Source organism: Halomonas colorata (genome assembly GCF_014897985.1).
Classification (GTDB): Bacteria; Pseudomonadota; Gammaproteobacteria; order Pseudomonadales; family Halomonadaceae; genus Vreelandella; species Vreelandella colorata.
Genome location: NZ_JABUZA010000063.1, coordinates 1 through 16,812, shown reverse-complemented (window position 1 = coordinate 16,812; position 16,812 = coordinate 1). Strand labels below are relative to the sequence as shown.

The window sequence follows — 16,812 nt, the reverse complement described above, 5'->3', positions numbered from 1 at the left end:
ACGGGGACGGCTCATGGATCCTCCTAGGTACCTTTAGTATAAGGCCTAGAGGTGTCTACGAAACCCGGGGCGATTCAAAGATCTGTTGCATTAAGGTTCCCTAGAGAAGTATATAAACTTTCATAGAATTCCTTCAACCTTCCCTGAGAAAGCAGTTCAATCTGTGCTTCTCCATTTGGATAGAAACCTTTACCTTTTGCTACATTAGATTTGTTATTATGGCCAGCATTATAAAAATCCCAACTAATACCCTCGTTATCAAACGGATCAATCTCAAAAGGATTTCTAGGTGCGCCGATACCACCGTTAACTGGCGGCTGGTATGGTTCAATTGGTGTAACAACTAAAGTTCCATCATCTTTCCAATGACCATCTGTCGGAATACCATCATCAAACTGATCATAGAAGTTGTATTTAGCCATATGAAAATCCTTTTCAATCGAAGTAAATTAGTAAAAGCAAATACAAGATGCCACCTTCGAAAATGACAATCAATGCTAAATGCATCTTTTTCCATATAGAAAATATTTCTAATAATATTCCTGCGCTCCTCAGCAAGCTTTGTGATGATTGGACATACCCCAAGTACCACACAAGAAAATGGCAAAGTGCTAGGTACTAGCTTTGCTGACACCTACCTGGCAATCGCGAACACCAAAGATCGAGGGGAATCAAAAAGGCAAAAGTCAGATATACCCTTGCTAAGCAAAAGAGACCTAGTCCTAGATACCGACAATGATATGGTCGAGTACTCGCACCTCAATCAAGCTCAAAGCACTTTTCAGCACACCTGTAAGCACCGTTTGGCGCAGCTTCACTACTGGTGTAGTTGTATTGTAAACAAGTAGTCCATATGCAAGAGTCATTGACTTCACCTGTATTGAATCCATAAGGAAATGCCCCCTATCTGAAGATAGGGGGCATTCGGCTATAATTAGTGCTTATTACGTAGAGGTTTATATAACCACCCGATGCTTGGGTAGTTGAGAGTTCAGTCTGCGCTGATACCATACAAATGTCGGTGAGAAAAGCTAAGTCTTTCTGCCAGTTGCTGAGCTTGATTATGCAGTTGCTTAGAGGACTCGAAGTTGTCCCAACGAGACTCTTCTCTCGCCTCGCAATGTAGCCGATTAACTTCAGCTTCCACCGCTTTAAACTGCTCATGAGGAATAATGTAGTCATTCCTCTCCGAAGCCCATCCCCAAGACCACGTCCATGATCCTAGAGATCCTTGGGCTCTGTACTCATACAAGTCAAGAACCTCGCCTCGGTAATTCTCAAGCCGAATACGAGACGGAGAGAATCGTCCCCCATATTCAGGCATCTCAGCGCTAGCCAAGTATTCTCGGAACTCAGCAAGAGCAAGCTCTTTCAGCTGCGATATCGACATACCACTATATCGAGGAATGTTGATGCCAAGTTGCTGATCAACATGAAAGAACATTCCTGGCTGATCATCGTACATTTCACGACTTTCGGAGCCGTTAATGACAACTTGCACTCCTGCCGTTTCTGCATAGGTCGTTCCAAACATATCATCCAATATAGATGCGCATGCTTGAATTAAGTCAGCTTTTAACTCTTCGAGAAATTTCGAATCGGTAGTGTTCATGAAAACATCTCCAGTAAGTTCAAAAGAACTGGAGAGCATCCCCAACAGGGAGAGGCTCCCCGGTTGGGTGGGTTAGAATTAAGCTCAATTCACTGGTGAGTCGAAGGCTCCTGCCGCAGCATAGCCCTGAGCGGGTATAGGCTGTTGAGCCTGAATAGCTTGATCCTCACTAACTAATGCCGGATCTGAATAATTCGGCGGTTGTTGCGTGGAATCTTGCTGTGGTGTTGTATCTCGTTGATCAGCATCGCGGCTTGGTGCTTGATGCACCATGTCTCCGTCGATTTTTATCCAACTTACGAACAAAAGCCTCGCTTTCAGACTGACGCCTGTCTGTCCAGCTCTATCTCCCTTCGAATAAGTGAAGATATCTGTCCATAAGTCACCCAACTTGAATCCAATTAAGACTTTCTTGCCCATATCGGAAGCTTGCTGGCAACGCTTAACAAGTTTTTCTGCTTCTTTGCCGCTGACACGGCAGTCGAAGCGCGTATAACTAACGTCGTCGGCAGGCCCATTAAGAGCAGAAATATCGCAAGCCCAAAAGGCGTCACCACGTTTTGGAGTTACCTGGCGAATTCTGTTTAAGTAGCCAAGGCCGTTGATGTGAAGATCAAAAAAGCTCTTAGTTTCGTTTTGAGTAGTCATGGTGTTTCTCCTTACAGGATTGGAATACGAATCCATGGGAAACACCTGTCCCACATGGGAGGTATTATCCCATGGGGGTAGATAGGCCAATGGCCAGCTGTAAAATGCCTCAAACCGCTTGCGGCACTCCCTTACATGAGGCGGGGGGAGCTTTAGGAGGGCGTCTCAATCGGTGCCGGGTGAGACCAACCGGGCTGTCGTCGACAGCACAAGCGACTTTTATGCTAGCGAGAAAATATGATGTGTCAAGGGGGGAGGTCTCTGTCACCTTAGCCAAAAAGCGCAGTGGTAAGCGACGCATGGAGAAGCCGCGATACTACTATCCGGGTGAGAAACCCTATCGCATGATTTACATGGAAGATCCATTCGGAAACATTGTGGAAATTTATAGCCACAGCTACGAACTCACCTACAGCGAAGGTGCCTACTAACCATTAGCACTTAAACATTTCCCCTAGCCCCCTCCCCGGCAAAAGCGCTAGCCAGGCGCAGAATCAAGACGCCTCCGAAGTTACGGAGGCGTTGGTGTTGCTAGGCTCACAATTTACTGAGAGTGTCCAAAGCTCTTATTAAGAATCGCTTTCGGGAAATGACGACGCAACATACGGTTCTGGAAGTCATCCACGAAGCGGCTATTAATGATGATGATAAACCGCTCGAAAGGTGCACTGCTGTCGAGCTGTTCGATACCATCAACACTGTGAAATAGCCGGTCATCGCATAGGTGAAGGATATCACCCGGGTTCAGAGTGATATCGACCAAGGGTTGCATGCCAGCCTTGTCTGCGTAGAGATGGTTTACGGCACCCGCCACGTTTTCCCGATTCAGGACCAGAATACTGAGGGCCTTACAGCCATCGGCATGAGTTCCCTGCCCCTGAAGGGGATCAACGTTACCTTCCCCGCGAACCCCGGTGATTTGCATTAGAATGGGTTCGTGCGCACCGATATTCCAAAGCCTTGCCCACGCGCGCACGAAATCCTTCACATCGGGGCGTGCTAAAAACTCCTGCGTCAGTGGATCATAGTACCGCAGACGATCCGCCATGCTTTCAGCATCATTAAAGGCTCCCCCCTGGGCCATGGGACATTGCCCCATATCCTCTACGTCTCCTTGTTCATTCAAAGCGAGCCATGACATCCCTTTCCAACGAAGATTGACATAGGGGTCACGCGACAGATCATCGACAAATCCCTGCCAAGCGGCAAGATCGATTCGCTCCCGAATATCAGTTTTCGCCCACCCCTGATGCTGCAACGCCTTGGTCAATCCCGAATTCCAATACTCGGCAAGGGGATCAGCAGGCATAGAGGTCAGGCCAAAACCGTATTTGAAAGTAACAAGCTTCATGTGGATATTCTCCTGTTGACTGGGCGAAACTGCCCTGTGTGTTCGTGGTCAACACTGCGACCAACAGAAAGAAAATGAGAAACTTTGTTGGGATATGTCAAAATAATGTATTAAAGAGGACTGCTTTTTGGAGAAAAATAATCAGACCGTTGAGAATGCATATTGGTAGGATATCTCCTACCAATAGGTGTAGGATAATGATGACGAAGTGCCTAATGCTGGCACTGTGAGGAACCTCATTAGCATTTTCTTTAGGTGGTTTCCATGAATATCCGCGACTCCCGACATCCCAAAGATTCGGAACGCCTGAAGAGAAACCGCAGGAAGTTTTCCGATAAGCGAGTGATAAATGCACCTAGTGCATCTTTAGCAGTTGACATCGATGCACACGACGCTGGTAAACAAGAAGTCGAGGTAGTACGCCGTCAGTATCTGGAAAGTGAGCAACGATTCCGCTCCCTGCTGGAGAGCCTACCAAAGGTGGCTGTTCAGGGATACGACCGCTATCGGCGAGTGGTTTATTGGAATGAGGGCAGCGCTCGTCTCTATGGCTATACCTCCGAGGAAGCACAAGGCCAGTTATTAGAAGACCCGCTTTCATGCGTGACGGAGTGATTCAAGCGCATAGAGCCTGGATTGAAGAAGGAGTCGTCATACCCGCCAGTGAGCTTGAACTCAAACACAAAACTGGTGAACTGATATCGGTTTTTTCACAACATCTGATGCTCAATGAGCATACCGATTCACCCTTGTTATTCTGCGTGGATGTCGATCTATCTGACCAAAAGCGCGCCCATCGCGACCTGAAATTTGCTACCCATTTCGACTGGCTCACCCATCTCCCGAATCGCCAGTCCTTTGAAATCAACCTAGACAGCCTATTGGATGCCTGTCGACGCCGGGGCAATGGTCTCACCACCCTCTACCTAGATATCGACAACTTCGTCGAAATTAATGATGCTCTTGGCTATGATCAGGGCGATCGTCTACTCATTGGGCTTACTCGGCGACTGAAAGAGTGCCAACGAGTCACTGAGCTGGTGTCTCGTGTTTCTAGCGATGAATTCGTGCTGGCCTTTCCCGGCGTCTATTTGAGTTCCGACGTCAGACGGATCGTTCGTCATGTCCAAAATGTCTTTCGCAAACCCTTCTTCCTGGACGGTCGAGAGCGTCAGGTTACGGCCTGCCTAGGTGTGGCGCTCTTTCCAGAGAATGGCGAATCATCACGAGAATTGATCCGTAATGCCGATGTTGCCAAGAATCGTGCCAAACTGGAGGGGCGGGGTGCTGTATGCTTCTTCCAACAGAAGCTCCATGATGAACTAGTTCGCCAGCACTACCTCTTGGCACGACTCAAGGAAGCTTTGGACAACGATGAGTTCTCCCTCCATTACCAGCCCCAGGTTTCAGCAGCCAGTGGCCGAATAGAGAATCTTGAGGCCTTAATACGCTGGGAGCCTGCTGAGGGCCCGACGATCTCACCAGCCGAGTTCATCACGCTGGCCGAATATTCCGGCTTGATTCATCGTCTAGGCGATTGGGTCATAGAAGAGGCTTGCCGCCAGCAGGAAGAGTGGCGGTCCAAGGGATTTCATGAACACCGCATCGATATCAATGTATCAGGGCGTCAACTGGTGGGTCGCGGTGCCCTCAAGCGCTTTGAGGATGCGTTGCAGCGTCACGGCTTAGCACCTCGGGATATCGGCATTGAACTGACCGAGAATGTCCTGATAGAAGCCGACGAGACCGCCATTGAGGACCTTCGGCGCCTCTATCATCGCGGCTTTCACATTGCTCTTGATGACTTCGGGACCGGCTACTCATCTCTGAGCTACCTCAAGCACTTTCCAGTCACAGCCCTGAAGATTGACCGCTCTTTCATCCAAGACGCTCCCACGCAGCCGAAGGATCGGGCCATCATGGAGGGTGCTATCCTCATCGGTCATCGATTGGGGTTGGAAGTAGTGGCCGAGGGCGTCGAAAACGCCGAACAGTTGTCATTGCTTCGCGACATGCATTGCGACCTCATCCAGGGGTTCTTCTTCTTCCGCCCAATGCCCGCCGAGGAAATTGATCGTCTACTGAGTGGTTTCGTGCCTACTCACAAAGGTCTAACGAGCTGAACCTTGTCGTGATTTAACGTACAATTCTCTGGAGAGCAGGACCCTAACCTTTTGAACGTCTTCAATACTCATTGATCGCTAGGGCTGCCCCCCCTTACATCGGCCAAGGGCAGTCTTTTGTCGTCTCCGATATGGCATTTACAGTATGCGTACCCACCGAGAGGAGCTGAAAGCGCAATATAGTGGACGTCGCAGTGTCTAGCTTTGTTAAAAGCAAGAGTCACAGTAGCGACCTGATTCGATGAGATTATGAACCTCAGCCCCATGGAAATAGGGGAGGAGATTTTTTTCATAATCGCGGAACAGGGCCGTAATTAAGCAGAATCCCGCAATCTGAGGAAAATATCTCACTACCTGGCTGTTTTGGGCCAAGAAAGCAACACAAACGGAATAGCGGTAATACTTATCATTGTCGACCAGCCAAACAGCGCCGCCACTCATTCCCAACGTAGGGAAAAATTCGGGCCGCTCAATCAATTCGCAGCCAAAACTACTACGACAGGTACGATCTGGGCTGAAAAACCCATGTTCATTCTCCCCTAACAAGGACAGGGTTTAGCTCTTATTAGGCCTTAGACTGCCCCCATTGATTGAATAAACGTGCTGGTATGTTTACTCGACCTGTAACTACTTCCCCTCTTTTTTTTCATATATCGTATGTTGCTTATAAGTCGCTCAACGCTTGAGAAAGGAACATCAATGCCGCTTGCTAACTCCAATACTTAAACATGTTGCAGGATGCGTAAAAAATACACCCTTAAACAGGCATCTTACCTCGCTATTCCTGAATAATGAAGATTTCAAAACCGCTTTCATCGTCTGGCTTAACCTCGATAAAGTCGTAGTTTTTGTGCTGTGTGTAGCTGCTTTAATAGTTCGCGGCGAGCCTTACGCTGCTCGTTCTGATGCTCGACTTCTGAGGAGGTGACCTGATCTATGGCGGCGTTGAATCTTGCACAGTTGTCGATGACCGTATTGTTGCTAAAGTCAGGAACTTTTTCAGAGACTCTCCCGGCATATCGGTGAAAGTTACGGGAATTTAGGCCCCGTAACCTTCTGTCTCGACCTTGTGCAATTAGTTATTTAGACGCCGTGCCACTTTTTCAAAATCCGCTAGTGCCCAAAAACTTTCAAGGAAATTCGGCTTCGCATTGCGGTGATCGATGTAGTAAGCGTGTTCCCACATATCCACGGTCAACAACGGTGTCTGCCCGTTAAGCAACGGATTCTCGGCGTTGGGTGTATTGACAATCTTGAGACTATTTCCATCGATGACCAGCCACGTCCATCCTGCGCCGAAGACCTTCTGTGCAGCATCCGAGAACTGCTGTTTGAACTCTTCTAATGAGCCAAAATATCGGTCCAGCTCTCGGATCAAATCACCTGTAGGCGAGGAGCCGCCGGGGGTTAGGCAGTGCCAGAAGAAAGTATGGTTCCAGATTTGCGCAGCTTGGTTGAAGAGAAATCCCTCTCTCTCGCGAATCATGAGCTCGGGCAAGTCAGCGTTGCTTAGCGATGCATCGGCGGTGTTCTTAATCGCCTCGTTTGCTTTGGTGACATAGGTGTTGTGGTGCTTGCCATAATGGTAATCGAGCGTTTCGAGCGACATATGCGGTGCCAAGGCGCTACGGTCGTAGGGCAGCTCGGGAAGTAAAAAAGCCATGTGAGTCTCCTTGATTCCTATCAGCGGTGGTACCCGACGTGACCAGCCGGGGCCGCTTTCGCCATTGCTATCGAGGTCTGTTGCCAAAGATTAATTCAACCTTTGCTAAAAAGTTTAGCCAATGCTAACTTTAAAAGCAAAGGGATCTTTTAGTTGGCGCTACCCCAATGTCGAAAGCGCCTATCGAATCTTCAAATCTAGAGGAGTTTACGATGCGTAGAACAACTCAAAACGCAATGCCCAGAGATAGTATCGACAGCCAGTGGGCGAGGTTTACGCAAGCAGGTAACGAATCGCTTGAGCGCGGAAACCTACTCGATGCACAACGGTACTATGAGAGGGCGCTAACTGAAGCTAGTGCCATGTTTGATAAGGCTCATTCTGAAAGTGCTGCTTGCCACTATGCACCAATGACTTACAACATCGCTGCATTCAATCTTGCCACTCTATTTAATGAGCTCGGTAACAAACAGATGATGCACCGCTACGCACGCTCTGCATTGGAGCACCTGATCGAGGTTGCCGAACAGCGTAACGTGCCGCAGGAACTACGCTTGCAGTGCATACAACATTTGGGTCGTGCGGTCATCACACTTGAACAACTCTTCCCGGGGGCGCAAACCCATCCTGATTATCGCGTTTTGGTTGCGAATGCTGACTTATTACAACGCAAGTTCGATGTTCGTGCAGGGCTATACAGTATCCCTTCAGCATCCGAACGCGGAGCGATCATCCATTGAGAGCGGACCGAGTGGATAGTCTGTCGATATTGACGTATTCAGCGGCACGTCTGCGACAGCTACCAACACATTCATCCTTTCTAACTCAGCTGGGTGTTGTCAGAAGACTTGATTCGATACCGTATCACCTGAGACTAAATCCAACGTTATTATCTGGATGGCTGTTGACTAAATTTATTATTGTTTTAACTGATTACGCATATAAAACTCAGTCTTCTTCTAGGCCCGGTACGATATCGGTGATCTCCTCATCAATACCGTCAGAACTGAAAAATCGTTATGAAATACGTATATCCAAAACATCACTCTAAACAGAAGACAGTATAGCACTCAGGATACGAGGTACGGCTTACCATGAGGGTGCGAGCTATTGACTGCCTACCGCATGAGCCCTTAAACGCATCACGGATGCCTCTCCAGCACCCTAAATAATTCGTTATGAAGACAGACCAACAGACAGTAATGACAGATTGAAAATATAAAACATGTCCATTATGCTAGACAAATGGATATAAAAAACATTACTGATAGCTTTGGCGCACTAGCTCAAGAGACTCGACTCAAAGCCTTTCGGCTTCTTGTGCGCTATGAACCCGAAGGCCTTCCTGCTGGAGAAATCGCACGCCAATTAGTAGTGCCACATAACACCATGTCGGCACACCTATCGGTGCTCTCGCGGGCAGGATGGGTCACATCCCGTCGGCAGAGTCGCTCAGTTATCTATCGTGCCAATCTCGGTCACATGCAACAAACTCTGGATTTCTTGATTCGCGATTGCTGTGCAGGTCATCCCGAAGTTTGCGTGCCGTTTATAGCAGCCTTTAATGAATCCCCCCTCACTGATAGCAAGGAATGAAAACACGTGGAAACAACCATTTATCACAACCCAGCATGCGGAACCTCCCGTAATACGCTAGCGATGATCGAAGCATCTGGTGAGGTCCCGTACGTCATTGAATATTTAAAGACGCCACCTAGTCGTGAGCGACTAGTTGAACTGATTTCATTAGTGGGGATTGCGCCAAGAGAGCTACTGCGCCGCAAGGGCACCCCCTACGAAGAACTCAACCTGGATGACCCGGCGCTGAGTGATGATCAACTGATAGATACCATGATGGCGCACCCTATTCTTATCAACCGCCCGATCGTGATAACAGAAAAAGGCGCGCGGCTATGCAGGCCTTCAGAACGCGTGCTCGAGATTTTAGCCCACCCGGTAACGACATTTACCAAAGAAGATGGTGAAGTTGTGCACATCACTGGTGATACCAATGAGCAGTCTTAACTGTGTTGATGAGCTGCCCAACATTGACCCACAAAAGCTTCATCCAATTGATACCAGTGCGCTTACAGGACACGATGCGCCGCACCATCCGCCCAGAGTTCTAGTGCTTTACGGCTCACTGCGCGAGCGCTCTTTTTCGCGCCTGACGTCAGAAGAGGCAGCAAGACTGCTGCGCTGGTATGGCTGCGAGGTACGCACCTTTAATCCTTCGGGTTTGCCGCTCCCCGATGACGCAGAAGCCGATCACCCAAAAGTACAGGAACTGCGCGACCTAGCCCAGTGGTCCGAAGGGATGCTGTGGGTCAGCCCCGAACGGCATGGTGCGATGACGGGCGTAATGAAAACGCAGATAGACTGGATCCCCCTATCGCTGGGCGGCGTTCGGCCAACTCAGGGTAAGACGTTGGCGGTGATGGAAGTGTCTGGCGGCAGTCAAAGCTTCAATGCCGTTAATCAGATGCGGATCCTCGGGCGTTGGATGCGCATGATCACCATCCCTAACCAATCCTCTGTCCCCAAGGCGTTTACCGAATTTGACGATGCAGGACGCATGAAGCCGTCACCGTTCTATATGCGTATTGTCGATGTGTGTGAAGAGCTTGTGAAGTTTACCTGGCTGACGCGGAACAGGTCCGCCTATCTTACCGACCGCTACTCAGAGCGTGTCGAGAGTGCAGAAGAACTCTCGCGCCGCGTTAACCAAAACACTCACTGAGGCTAAAGTCATTTCATGTTGGCACTGGCTATTTTTGTCGTCACTCTGGTTCTGGTGATCTGGCAGCCCAAAGGGTTGGGTATCGGTTGGAGCGCCCTGGGCGGCGCGTTAGTAGCACTATTCGTGGGTGTGGTGCATTTATCCGATATTGCTGTGGTGTGGGATATTGTCTGGGACGCCACGTTTACGTTTGTCGCGCTGATCATTATTTCCCTGATTTTAGACGAGGCAGGTTTTTTCGCCTGGGCCGCGCTACATGTGGCACGCTGGGGTAATGGACGCGGCCATTTGCTTTTCCCTCTGGTCGTAATACTGGGGGCGGTCATTGCCGCCTTTTTCGCCAATGATGGTGCAGCCCTACTTCTGACGCCCATTGTTATCGCAATTCTTCTACGCCTGAATTTTGAGCCGCCTGCAGCGCTGGCCTTTATCATCGCGACCGGGTTTATCGCCGATACCGCCAGCCTGCCATTGGTCATCTCTAACCTCGTTAATATCGTCAGTGCCAACTATTTCGATATTGGCTTTGACCGTTATGCGGCGGTCATGGTCCCGGTGAACCTTGTGTCCATCGTGGCCACTTTGATGGTGCTTTGGATTGCGTTTGGCCGTCGAATACCCAAGCACTATAGCCTCGAGAATCTTGACCTGCCGCGCTCAGCTGTTAAAGATCTGCTGGTATTTCGTGCGGCTTTTCCACTTCTGGGTACGCTGCTGATCGCCTACTTTGTGACTGCGCCGCTAGGCATCCCTATTGCATTTGTAACGGGAGCAGGAGCTATTCTATTGATGGCCATTGCCGGGCGCTGGTGGCAAGCGGGAAGTGGCGCGACTGTCTCCGTAACGGGGGCGCTGCGCGATGCACCTTGGCAAATCGTGCTGTTCTCGATCGGTATGTATCTCATCGTCTACGGACTAGGTAATGCAGGCTTGACTCATTACGGTGCTCTGGTGCTTGAGTGGCTGGCACAACAAGGTGACTTCATAGCGACCATTGGTACGGGGTTCCTTTCGGCCATCGTGGCATCCATCATGAACAACATGCCTTCAACACTGGTGGGTGCACTGGCTATCGATCAGGCAAATGTACCTGCGGTAACGCAGGAGTTGATGATATACGCGAACGTCATTGGTAATGACCTGGGGCCCAAGTTTACCCCGATTGGCAGTCTCGCCACCCTACTCTGGCTGCATGTACTAGCGGGAAAAGGTTACAAAATTGGCTGGGGCCAGTACATGAAAATAGGTTTGTTAATTACACCACCAGTATTACTTGCCACCCTAGTCGCCTTGGCTTTCTGGCTACCAGTTTTATTACCCTCCGTATAGGCTTACAGTTTGGTAAGTAAGAGAGATCACTCTTTCTCGATAGCCGCCTGCAACCTAGGAGGCACTGGTTCAGGCGGCAGAGGTGTCTAAATAAAGTTGGTAACTAAGCATCTTTATAACCGCCCAAAAATGCGTTCAAACCTAAAATAAAAGAGGCAACCGGATTAAGTGGTTGATAGAGGTCCTTGCTCACCCGAGCCTTTAACTTCCTCCGAAGACTGATAGATGAACACCAAAGCTCTTCTCGGGCTCGGGGAAACAGTGCTGTAGGTTATGGTGGCCAGAGATTTATTAGTCTGCGGTGATCTACTCATGTGCTTGGTGATATAGAACATCCTGATTCGCATCACCTCAAACGAATAGCCTCTTTCATCGCGCCCAACAGCTGTAGCTACGACGAACCACTTAGAGTGGTGACTCGTTTACTATGTATGGGCAGGTCACAATACGTGACACCTCGCCTACCGAATTTGACAAGCTCTCTCTACTCCGCATTCCTCGCAAGCCACAGGGACCGGGGCTTCAACCTGAAAGTGGAGATCATGTTGGTGCCAAAAACGTGATATTCGGCAAGTGGAGTCTGTTATCGGGCCTAGTGGTCATGTATTGCTCTCTTTGTGGTGACCAAGCGCTATCAGAGCCGGAAAAATCCGGCTCATTCAGCCTGGGCTAGTTCTCGTTCTATCTATAAGATGAGGCGCCAGACCCAGCACTTCGCTTTCGGAGTGGAAGAATGTTGGGCCTAATGCTTGTCCTCATGGACACGCTAATGCTATTTGATGCAGCAAAGGTCGCCCCGAAATCAGTCTACTCCTCAGCTTGGTGCTGAACGGGAGCAGATGTGGTGCTGCGCTTCCCCGTCTGGATCAGCACCACGCCCCCGAGGATCAGTGCCAGCGCAAGGATGGCGGCACCGGTGATTTCCTCGCCGGCCGCAGCGCCAATGATCACGGCCACCACCGGGGCGATGTAGGTCGCGCCGGATGCCTGCACGGAACCGAGTTTTTCGATGATGAAGTAATAGCTGAAAAAGGCCCCGCCGGTACCTAGCACACCTAGGCCAAGAACCGCTCCCAAGAGTGCGCGCGAGTCCGTCGTTATTGCAGCCATGCCGTCAAAGTCGGTCAGTATCACTAGGGTCATAAGCGCAAGTCCCGTCTGCCAGGTCGCCAATGCCAGCGGGGGCAGTTTCAGCGGCGACAGAAACCGCTGTGCATAAACGAATGACACCCCGAGACTCAGCGTCCCGGCCAGCATCCAAAAGACCCCTGTCAGCGCCACGCCATCGGTGCCCTCCCAGGGGTGGGCGCTCAGTGCAATACCGATGAAGCCCAGAGCAACGCCAGCCGCCATCTGACCGGTCGGGCGATCCTGACTTAGGAACAGGAAGGCGCAGATGAACGTGAAGATGGGAATCGAACCGCTCAGGAGCCCAGCGATGCTCGAAGGAAGCCGGGCCGTGCCGGCCACGAACCCGTAATAGTAGAACGTCGTCGCGAGCACCGACATGACCGCGAAGTGCGGCAGATGACGGAGCTGATCGCGCGTCATGGCCCTGGCTCGCCAGGCCACCAGGGCAAGGGGAAAGAAGCCGAACAGCACACGCAGAAATACCGTCTGGGTGGGTGAGATCAGGTCGGTAGCCCACTTCATGAAAATGAAGTTCGAGCCCCAGATGATGCCGAGCGCGGCGAGCGCAGCATAAGCACGCAACATGGCGTATCTCCTTCGGGAAAAGCGCAACGAGCGCCTTCCCGGAGGAAAGGCGGCCCGTTGTGGCGGTAGGACAGGCGTCTTCAGATGGAGCGGGTCACGCCGCCATCGACGCGAAGGCTCTGGCCGGTGACGTAGCCTGCGCCGTCCGACAGCAGAAAGGCCACGGTGTCTGCGATTTCCTCGACGGTCCCATAGCGGCCCATCGGCACGCTGTCGCGCCGCTCGTCGACCTCGGGAAGGCTGTCGATCCAGCCGGGCAGGACGTTGTTCATGCGCACGTTCTTCGCCGCATAGGCATCCGCGAAGAGCTTGGTGAAGCTAGCAAGGCCTGCCCGGAACACCACCGAGGTCGGAAATACGCTGGATGGCTCGAAAGCCCAGGTGGTCGAGATATTGACGATGGCGCCACCACCCTGCGCCTCCATGATCGGCGCGACCAGACGGGTCGGACGCACGGCACTCAGGAAATAGACGTCCATGCCTTCGTGCCAGTCCTCGTCGGGGATGTCGAGGACCGGTGCGCGTGGGCCATGGCCGGCGGAATTGACCAGAGCGTCGATTCGCCCCCATGTCGCCATCGTTATATCCACGGCCCGTTTCACGTCATCGAGTGACTGGTTCGAGCCGGTGACACCGACCCCGCCCAGTTCGTTGGCCAGGGCTTCGCCCTTGCCCGACGAGGAAAGGATGGCGATACGATAGCCTTCTTGAGCCAGTTTGCGTGCGGTAGCGGCACCCATGCCGGAACCACCGCCCATGATAAGAGCCACTTTTTCTTCAGCCATGACAACCTCCTTTGGTCAGGTTCTGGAGGTATTGTGTCAAGTGACAGCCGAAGTTTCGCGTGATAAATAAACGTGTAAGACTGTAGAAAAACTATAGGCCAACGCCATGATGCCATCCCGCCGCAAGTTCCCTCCTCTCAATGCCCTGCGTGCCTTCGAGGTCTCAGGCCGCCGACTGAGTTTCCGGGCCGCCGCCGAGGAGTTGGGCGTCACTCAAGGCGCCGTTGCGCAGCAGGTGCGCGCGCTGGAAGAACATCTGGGCCAGGCCCTGTTCCAGCGCCTACCTCGTGGCCTCGCACTGACGCCACAGGGCGCGTCCTACCTGACGGACGTGACCCGCGCCTTCGATACGCTCGGGGACGCCACCGGACGACTCTTGAATCGACCGGACACTGTCACGATCAGTGTTACGCCGACCTTTGCCGCGAAGCTGCTGATCCCTCGTCTAGCCGAGCTGAACGCCGCGTTACCCGGCGTGGAATTGCGCACGGTCGCCACCGAGGCGCTCTCCGATTTTGAGCGCGACCAGGTGGACATCGCAGTGCGGCTAACCCGCCCTCCGTTTCCATCCGGACTGGATGCTGAGCTGCTGTTCCACCAGGAGCTGGTCGCGGTCGCTAGCCCCCATCTGGTCAAAGAATTACCGCTCCCCCTCTCTACCGAACGGCTTAGGGAGCTTCCGCTCTTGCATGACGCGCACGATCTCTGGCCGATGTTTCTACGTGCCGACGGCAAGCTGCCCGGTGCGGTATTCAACCAGACGACACTAGCCCTTGATGCAGCCCTGGCTGGCCAGGGGGTCGCATTGGCATGCCGAGCGTTTGTGGCGGGGGATCTTAAGACTGGGCGTCTAGTTCAGGCCACGGACGAGGCCATGATTAAAGAGCCCAGCTATTTCCTAGTCCGTAAGCGGTCACCCCTGCATCTCAATCCGAAAAATGCGGTATGGGACTGGTGCATGGCTCAGCTCGCGCTCCGTGTCGATTAGCAGTGCTAGGTGCAGCCTTTTCGGTGGCCTTACTGTTAACAGTTGGGGAAACCTTCAAAATAAGTTATCAACCAGAAAGACCTCGTGAGACTTGCCGTATATCTGACATTGCAGCTTGTTGGGCAGCCAGCTAACCTGGGAGATCCGGGCGTTCCTGGTATGTCAATGATAATTACTACAGACCATCCACATTTCTGTCAGGCCACTACTTTCAAATAGCGTCTCAATCACTTCTATCGGTACCTGTTGGGAGAAAGAGTACGGCGACACTACAGCTCTCTCCCGCGCCAGTGGCAACTACTCGGAAGATACTGGAGTTGTTGCCGGTGTTAAACTAATGTGCTGGCGCACTCTGGTTATGGGTAACTTCAAACGTCACTAAATGGTGATGTTTTTTATTATTTTGTAAATTTTCAGCAGCTACCATACATGTTGTGTATCGCAACAGTGTTAACGCTCAGCTAGCTGAGCGCGCTGCCTACGATCACTGAAGGGAGCACGACGCTTGGCACAACGGATGGCGTGTGTGCTCACCCACCCTCTGCTTCACCTTTCGGGCTGTTTAAAGCATGTGGGTGCTAACGCGCGGTTATGCTATACAGCACTCTAACAAACTCCTTACTTGCCATTAGGTGGTGAGGTGTTTTAATAGCTGAGAAGAGCCAATAGCCCCCTGTATCGTGAGCACACATTTTTGAAGATCAGAATGTTTCTCAAACCTACATACTGTCACTCACTACTTTATTGCGGCCCCCATGTTTAGCTTGATAGCTAGCAGCATCAGCACGATCAAGAACAGCTTCTATTGTTTCATCACTTGCTTGGAAGTGGCTTACTCCGATGCTAGCAGTAACGCACCAACGCTGATCTTCGAATTCTACCGAACAAGAGGCAATTCTTGACCGCAGTGTCTCAGCGATGGTTACTGCACGAGCAAAAGTGCAGCCATTTAACAGTACAGCAAACTCATCTCCCCCCTGCCGTGCCACATGATCACTGCTGCGAACCACACTCTGAATAGTTTCTGCGACCTGTTGCAGCATAAGATCGCCTACAGAGTGCCCGCCATTATCATTGATAGGTTTAAAGTGGTCGAGATCGAAAAGAAAAACAGCAGTAGGCTTGCCCGTTGTCTTCCACTGAAATAGCGCCTCTTCCAGGTGTCGTGTCAATCCCCGACGATTAAGGAGTCCGGTTAATGGATCATGTTCCGCTTCCCAGCGTTTCTGGGCATAATCTTGCTGGTGTTGAGTGACATCACGTACCGTCCCGACAATGCCGATAAATCCCCCTTCTACATGGATTGCGGCTGTATGGACATCAAGCCAATAGAGCTCTTTACCAGCCCCCTGAAAACGAAACTGCCGTGTAAAATTACTTTGATTAGACAGGCTTTCGAGCCACGCATCCCGAATGTCATGTTGATCGTCATCAGTGTGGATTCGCTCACTCCATGCAAATAAGTCGTGAGGTACGTCGGCACCCAGAAGTTGATATAGCGCATCATTAATAAAGGTTAATTTTCCTTGCTTATCTGTGATAAACATTCCCTGAGGAGTTACAGCGAGCGTTGCGCGTAATTCTGCTTTTCGTTCAGCCAAGTTGCGTAAGTTAGTTTGACGAGCGGATTCCGTCTCGTTAATCACATCGATTACCCTACGGAGTTCAGACATACGCGTCGGGATATCCACTAACGACCGTCGTTCGGCTTGAAGCTCACGGACCTGTTTAGCGAGTTGAGATAGTGGGCGTAGCGCAAGCCAAATTCCACCTCCTACAATTCTGTATAGTACATAGAACTGTGTAATTTTGATAAAAACCCCCTTAATGGGGGTTTCTTTTTTCTGAAGACTACGC

16 protein-coding genes and 3 pseudogenes are annotated in these 16,812 nt (G+C 51.1%); 10 read left to right on the top strand and 9 right to left on the bottom strand.

Going from position 1 to position 16,812, the window contains the following annotated elements:
• Nucleotides 1–74 precede the first annotated feature (74 nt).
• The 3 genes from INT33_RS19835 to INT33_RS19825 all read right to left on the bottom strand — a co-directional run bounded on the left by INT33_RS19835 (nt 75) and on the right by INT33_RS19825 (nt 2,260).
• Nucleotides 75–422: a hypothetical protein gene (locus INT33_RS19835; RefSeq protein WP_193092832.1), complete on the bottom strand. Its 348-nt coding sequence runs from the start codon at nt 420–422 to the stop codon at nt 75–77.
• Between the two features lie 569 nt (nt 423–991).
• Nucleotides 992–1,612, bottom strand: a complete 621-nt coding sequence (locus tag INT33_RS19830; protein WP_193092831.1) for a hypothetical protein — start codon at nt 1,610–1,612, stop codon at nt 992–994.
• An 84-nt stretch (nt 1,613–1,696) separates the two neighbouring features.
• Nucleotides 1,697–2,260: an STY4534 family ICE replication protein gene (locus tag INT33_RS19825; RefSeq protein WP_193092830.1), complete on the bottom strand. Its 564-nt coding sequence runs from the start codon at nt 2,258–2,260 to the stop codon at nt 1,697–1,699.
• A gap of 287 nt (nt 2,261–2,547) precedes the next feature.
• Between INT33_RS19825 and INT33_RS21265 the strand changes: the two are divergent.
• A pseudogene (locus tag INT33_RS21265) lies at nt 2,548–2,691 on the top strand (glyoxalase); the annotation flags it as partial.
• A 113-nt stretch (nt 2,692–2,804) separates the two neighbouring features.
• Here INT33_RS21265 and INT33_RS19820 read toward each other — a convergent pair.
• Nucleotides 2,805–3,611 carry a 2OG-Fe dioxygenase family protein gene (locus tag INT33_RS19820; RefSeq protein WP_193092829.1) on the bottom strand — a complete coding sequence of 269 codons (807 nt, stop codon included), beginning with the start codon at nt 3,609–3,611 and terminating at the stop codon, nt 2,805–2,807.
• A 264-nt stretch (nt 3,612–3,875) separates the two neighbouring features.
• Here INT33_RS19820 and INT33_RS21495 point away from each other — a divergent pair, with 264 nt between their 5' ends.
• Both INT33_RS21495 and INT33_RS19815 read left to right on the top strand, forming a co-directional pair.
• On the top strand, nt 3,876–4,226 hold the full coding sequence (locus tag INT33_RS21495; protein ID WP_319643947.1) for a PAS domain S-box protein: 351 nt from the start codon (nt 3,876–3,878) through the stop codon (nt 4,224–4,226).
• A complete protein-coding gene (locus INT33_RS19815) occupies nt 4,211–5,734 on the top strand; it encodes a putative bifunctional diguanylate cyclase/phosphodiesterase (RefSeq protein WP_319643945.1) in 1,524 nt (507 codons plus the stop codon). The genes INT33_RS21495 and INT33_RS19815 overlap by 16 nt, the downstream gene beginning before the upstream one ends.
• 1,075 nt (nt 5,735–6,809) lie before the next feature.
• Here the strand turns inward: INT33_RS19815 and INT33_RS19810 are convergent.
• On the bottom strand, nt 6,810–7,397 hold the full coding sequence (locus tag INT33_RS19810) for a superoxide dismutase (protein WP_192539894.1): 588 nt from the start codon (nt 7,395–7,397) through the stop codon (nt 6,810–6,812).
• A gap of 212 nt (nt 7,398–7,609) precedes the next feature.
• Between INT33_RS19810 and INT33_RS19805 the strand changes: the two genes are divergently transcribed.
• From INT33_RS19805 to INT33_RS19785, 5 genes are all read left to right on the top strand, one after another.
• Nucleotides 7,610–8,137 (top strand): hypothetical protein, encoded by a 528-nt coding sequence (locus tag INT33_RS19805; protein ID WP_089037376.1) that lies wholly within the window; start codon nt 7,610–7,612, stop codon nt 8,135–8,137.
• Nucleotides 8,138–8,642: 505 nt separating this feature from the next.
• Nucleotides 8,643–8,993 carry an ArsR/SmtB family transcription factor gene (locus INT33_RS19800; protein ID WP_089037375.1) on the top strand — a complete coding sequence of 117 codons (351 nt, stop codon included), beginning with the start codon at nt 8,643–8,645 and terminating at the stop codon, nt 8,991–8,993.
• A gap of 6 nt (nt 8,994–8,999) precedes the next feature.
• Nucleotides 9,000–9,422: an arsenate reductase (glutaredoxin) gene (gene arsC, locus INT33_RS19795; RefSeq protein ID WP_089037374.1), complete on the top strand. Its 423-nt coding sequence runs from the start codon at nt 9,000–9,002 to the stop codon at nt 9,420–9,422.
• A complete protein-coding gene (gene arsH, locus INT33_RS19790; protein ID WP_089037373.1) occupies nt 9,409–10,137 on the top strand; it encodes an arsenical resistance protein ArsH in 729 nt (242 codons plus the stop codon). Before arsC ends, arsH begins: the two co-directional genes overlap by 14 nt.
• Before the next feature lie 15 nt (nt 10,138–10,152).
• The gene (locus INT33_RS19785) at nt 10,153–11,466 is read left to right on the top strand and encodes an arsenic transporter (RefSeq protein WP_193092828.1); all 1,314 of its coding nucleotides are present in this window, start codon (nt 10,153–10,155) and stop codon (nt 11,464–11,466) included.
• Between the two features lie 412 nt (nt 11,467–11,878).
• Here the strand turns inward: INT33_RS19785 and INT33_RS21260 are convergent.
• The 3 genes and pseudogenes from INT33_RS21260 to INT33_RS19775 all read right to left on the bottom strand — a co-directional run.
• A pseudogene (locus tag INT33_RS21260) lies at nt 11,879–12,069 on the bottom strand (ISL3 family transposase); the annotation flags it as partial.
• Nucleotides 12,070–12,273: 204 nt separating this feature from the next.
• Complete coding sequence (locus INT33_RS19780; protein ID WP_193092827.1) at nt 12,274–13,182, bottom strand: DMT family transporter; 909 nt, start codon at nt 13,180–13,182, stop codon at nt 12,274–12,276.
• 80 nt (nt 13,183–13,262) lie between these two features.
• A complete protein-coding gene (locus tag INT33_RS19775) occupies nt 13,263–13,967 on the bottom strand; it encodes an SDR family oxidoreductase (RefSeq protein ID WP_193092826.1) in 705 nt (234 codons plus the stop codon).
• 106 nt (nt 13,968–14,073) lie between these two features.
• Between INT33_RS19775 and INT33_RS21255 the strand changes: the two are divergent.
• Nucleotides 14,074–14,268, top strand: a pseudogene (locus INT33_RS21255) (LysR family transcriptional regulator); the annotation flags it as partial.
• 75 nt (nt 14,269–14,343) lie between these two features.
• Nucleotides 14,344–14,955: a LysR substrate-binding domain-containing protein gene (locus tag INT33_RS19770; protein ID WP_226940282.1), complete on the top strand. Its 612-nt coding sequence runs from the start codon at nt 14,344–14,346 to the stop codon at nt 14,953–14,955.
• Nucleotides 14,956–15,674: 719 nt separating this feature from the next.
• Here INT33_RS19770 and INT33_RS19765 read toward each other — a convergent pair.
• Nucleotides 15,675–16,812: sensor domain-containing diguanylate cyclase (locus INT33_RS19765; protein WP_226940281.1), on the bottom strand; the 1,138-nt coding region annotated here is incomplete at its 5' end.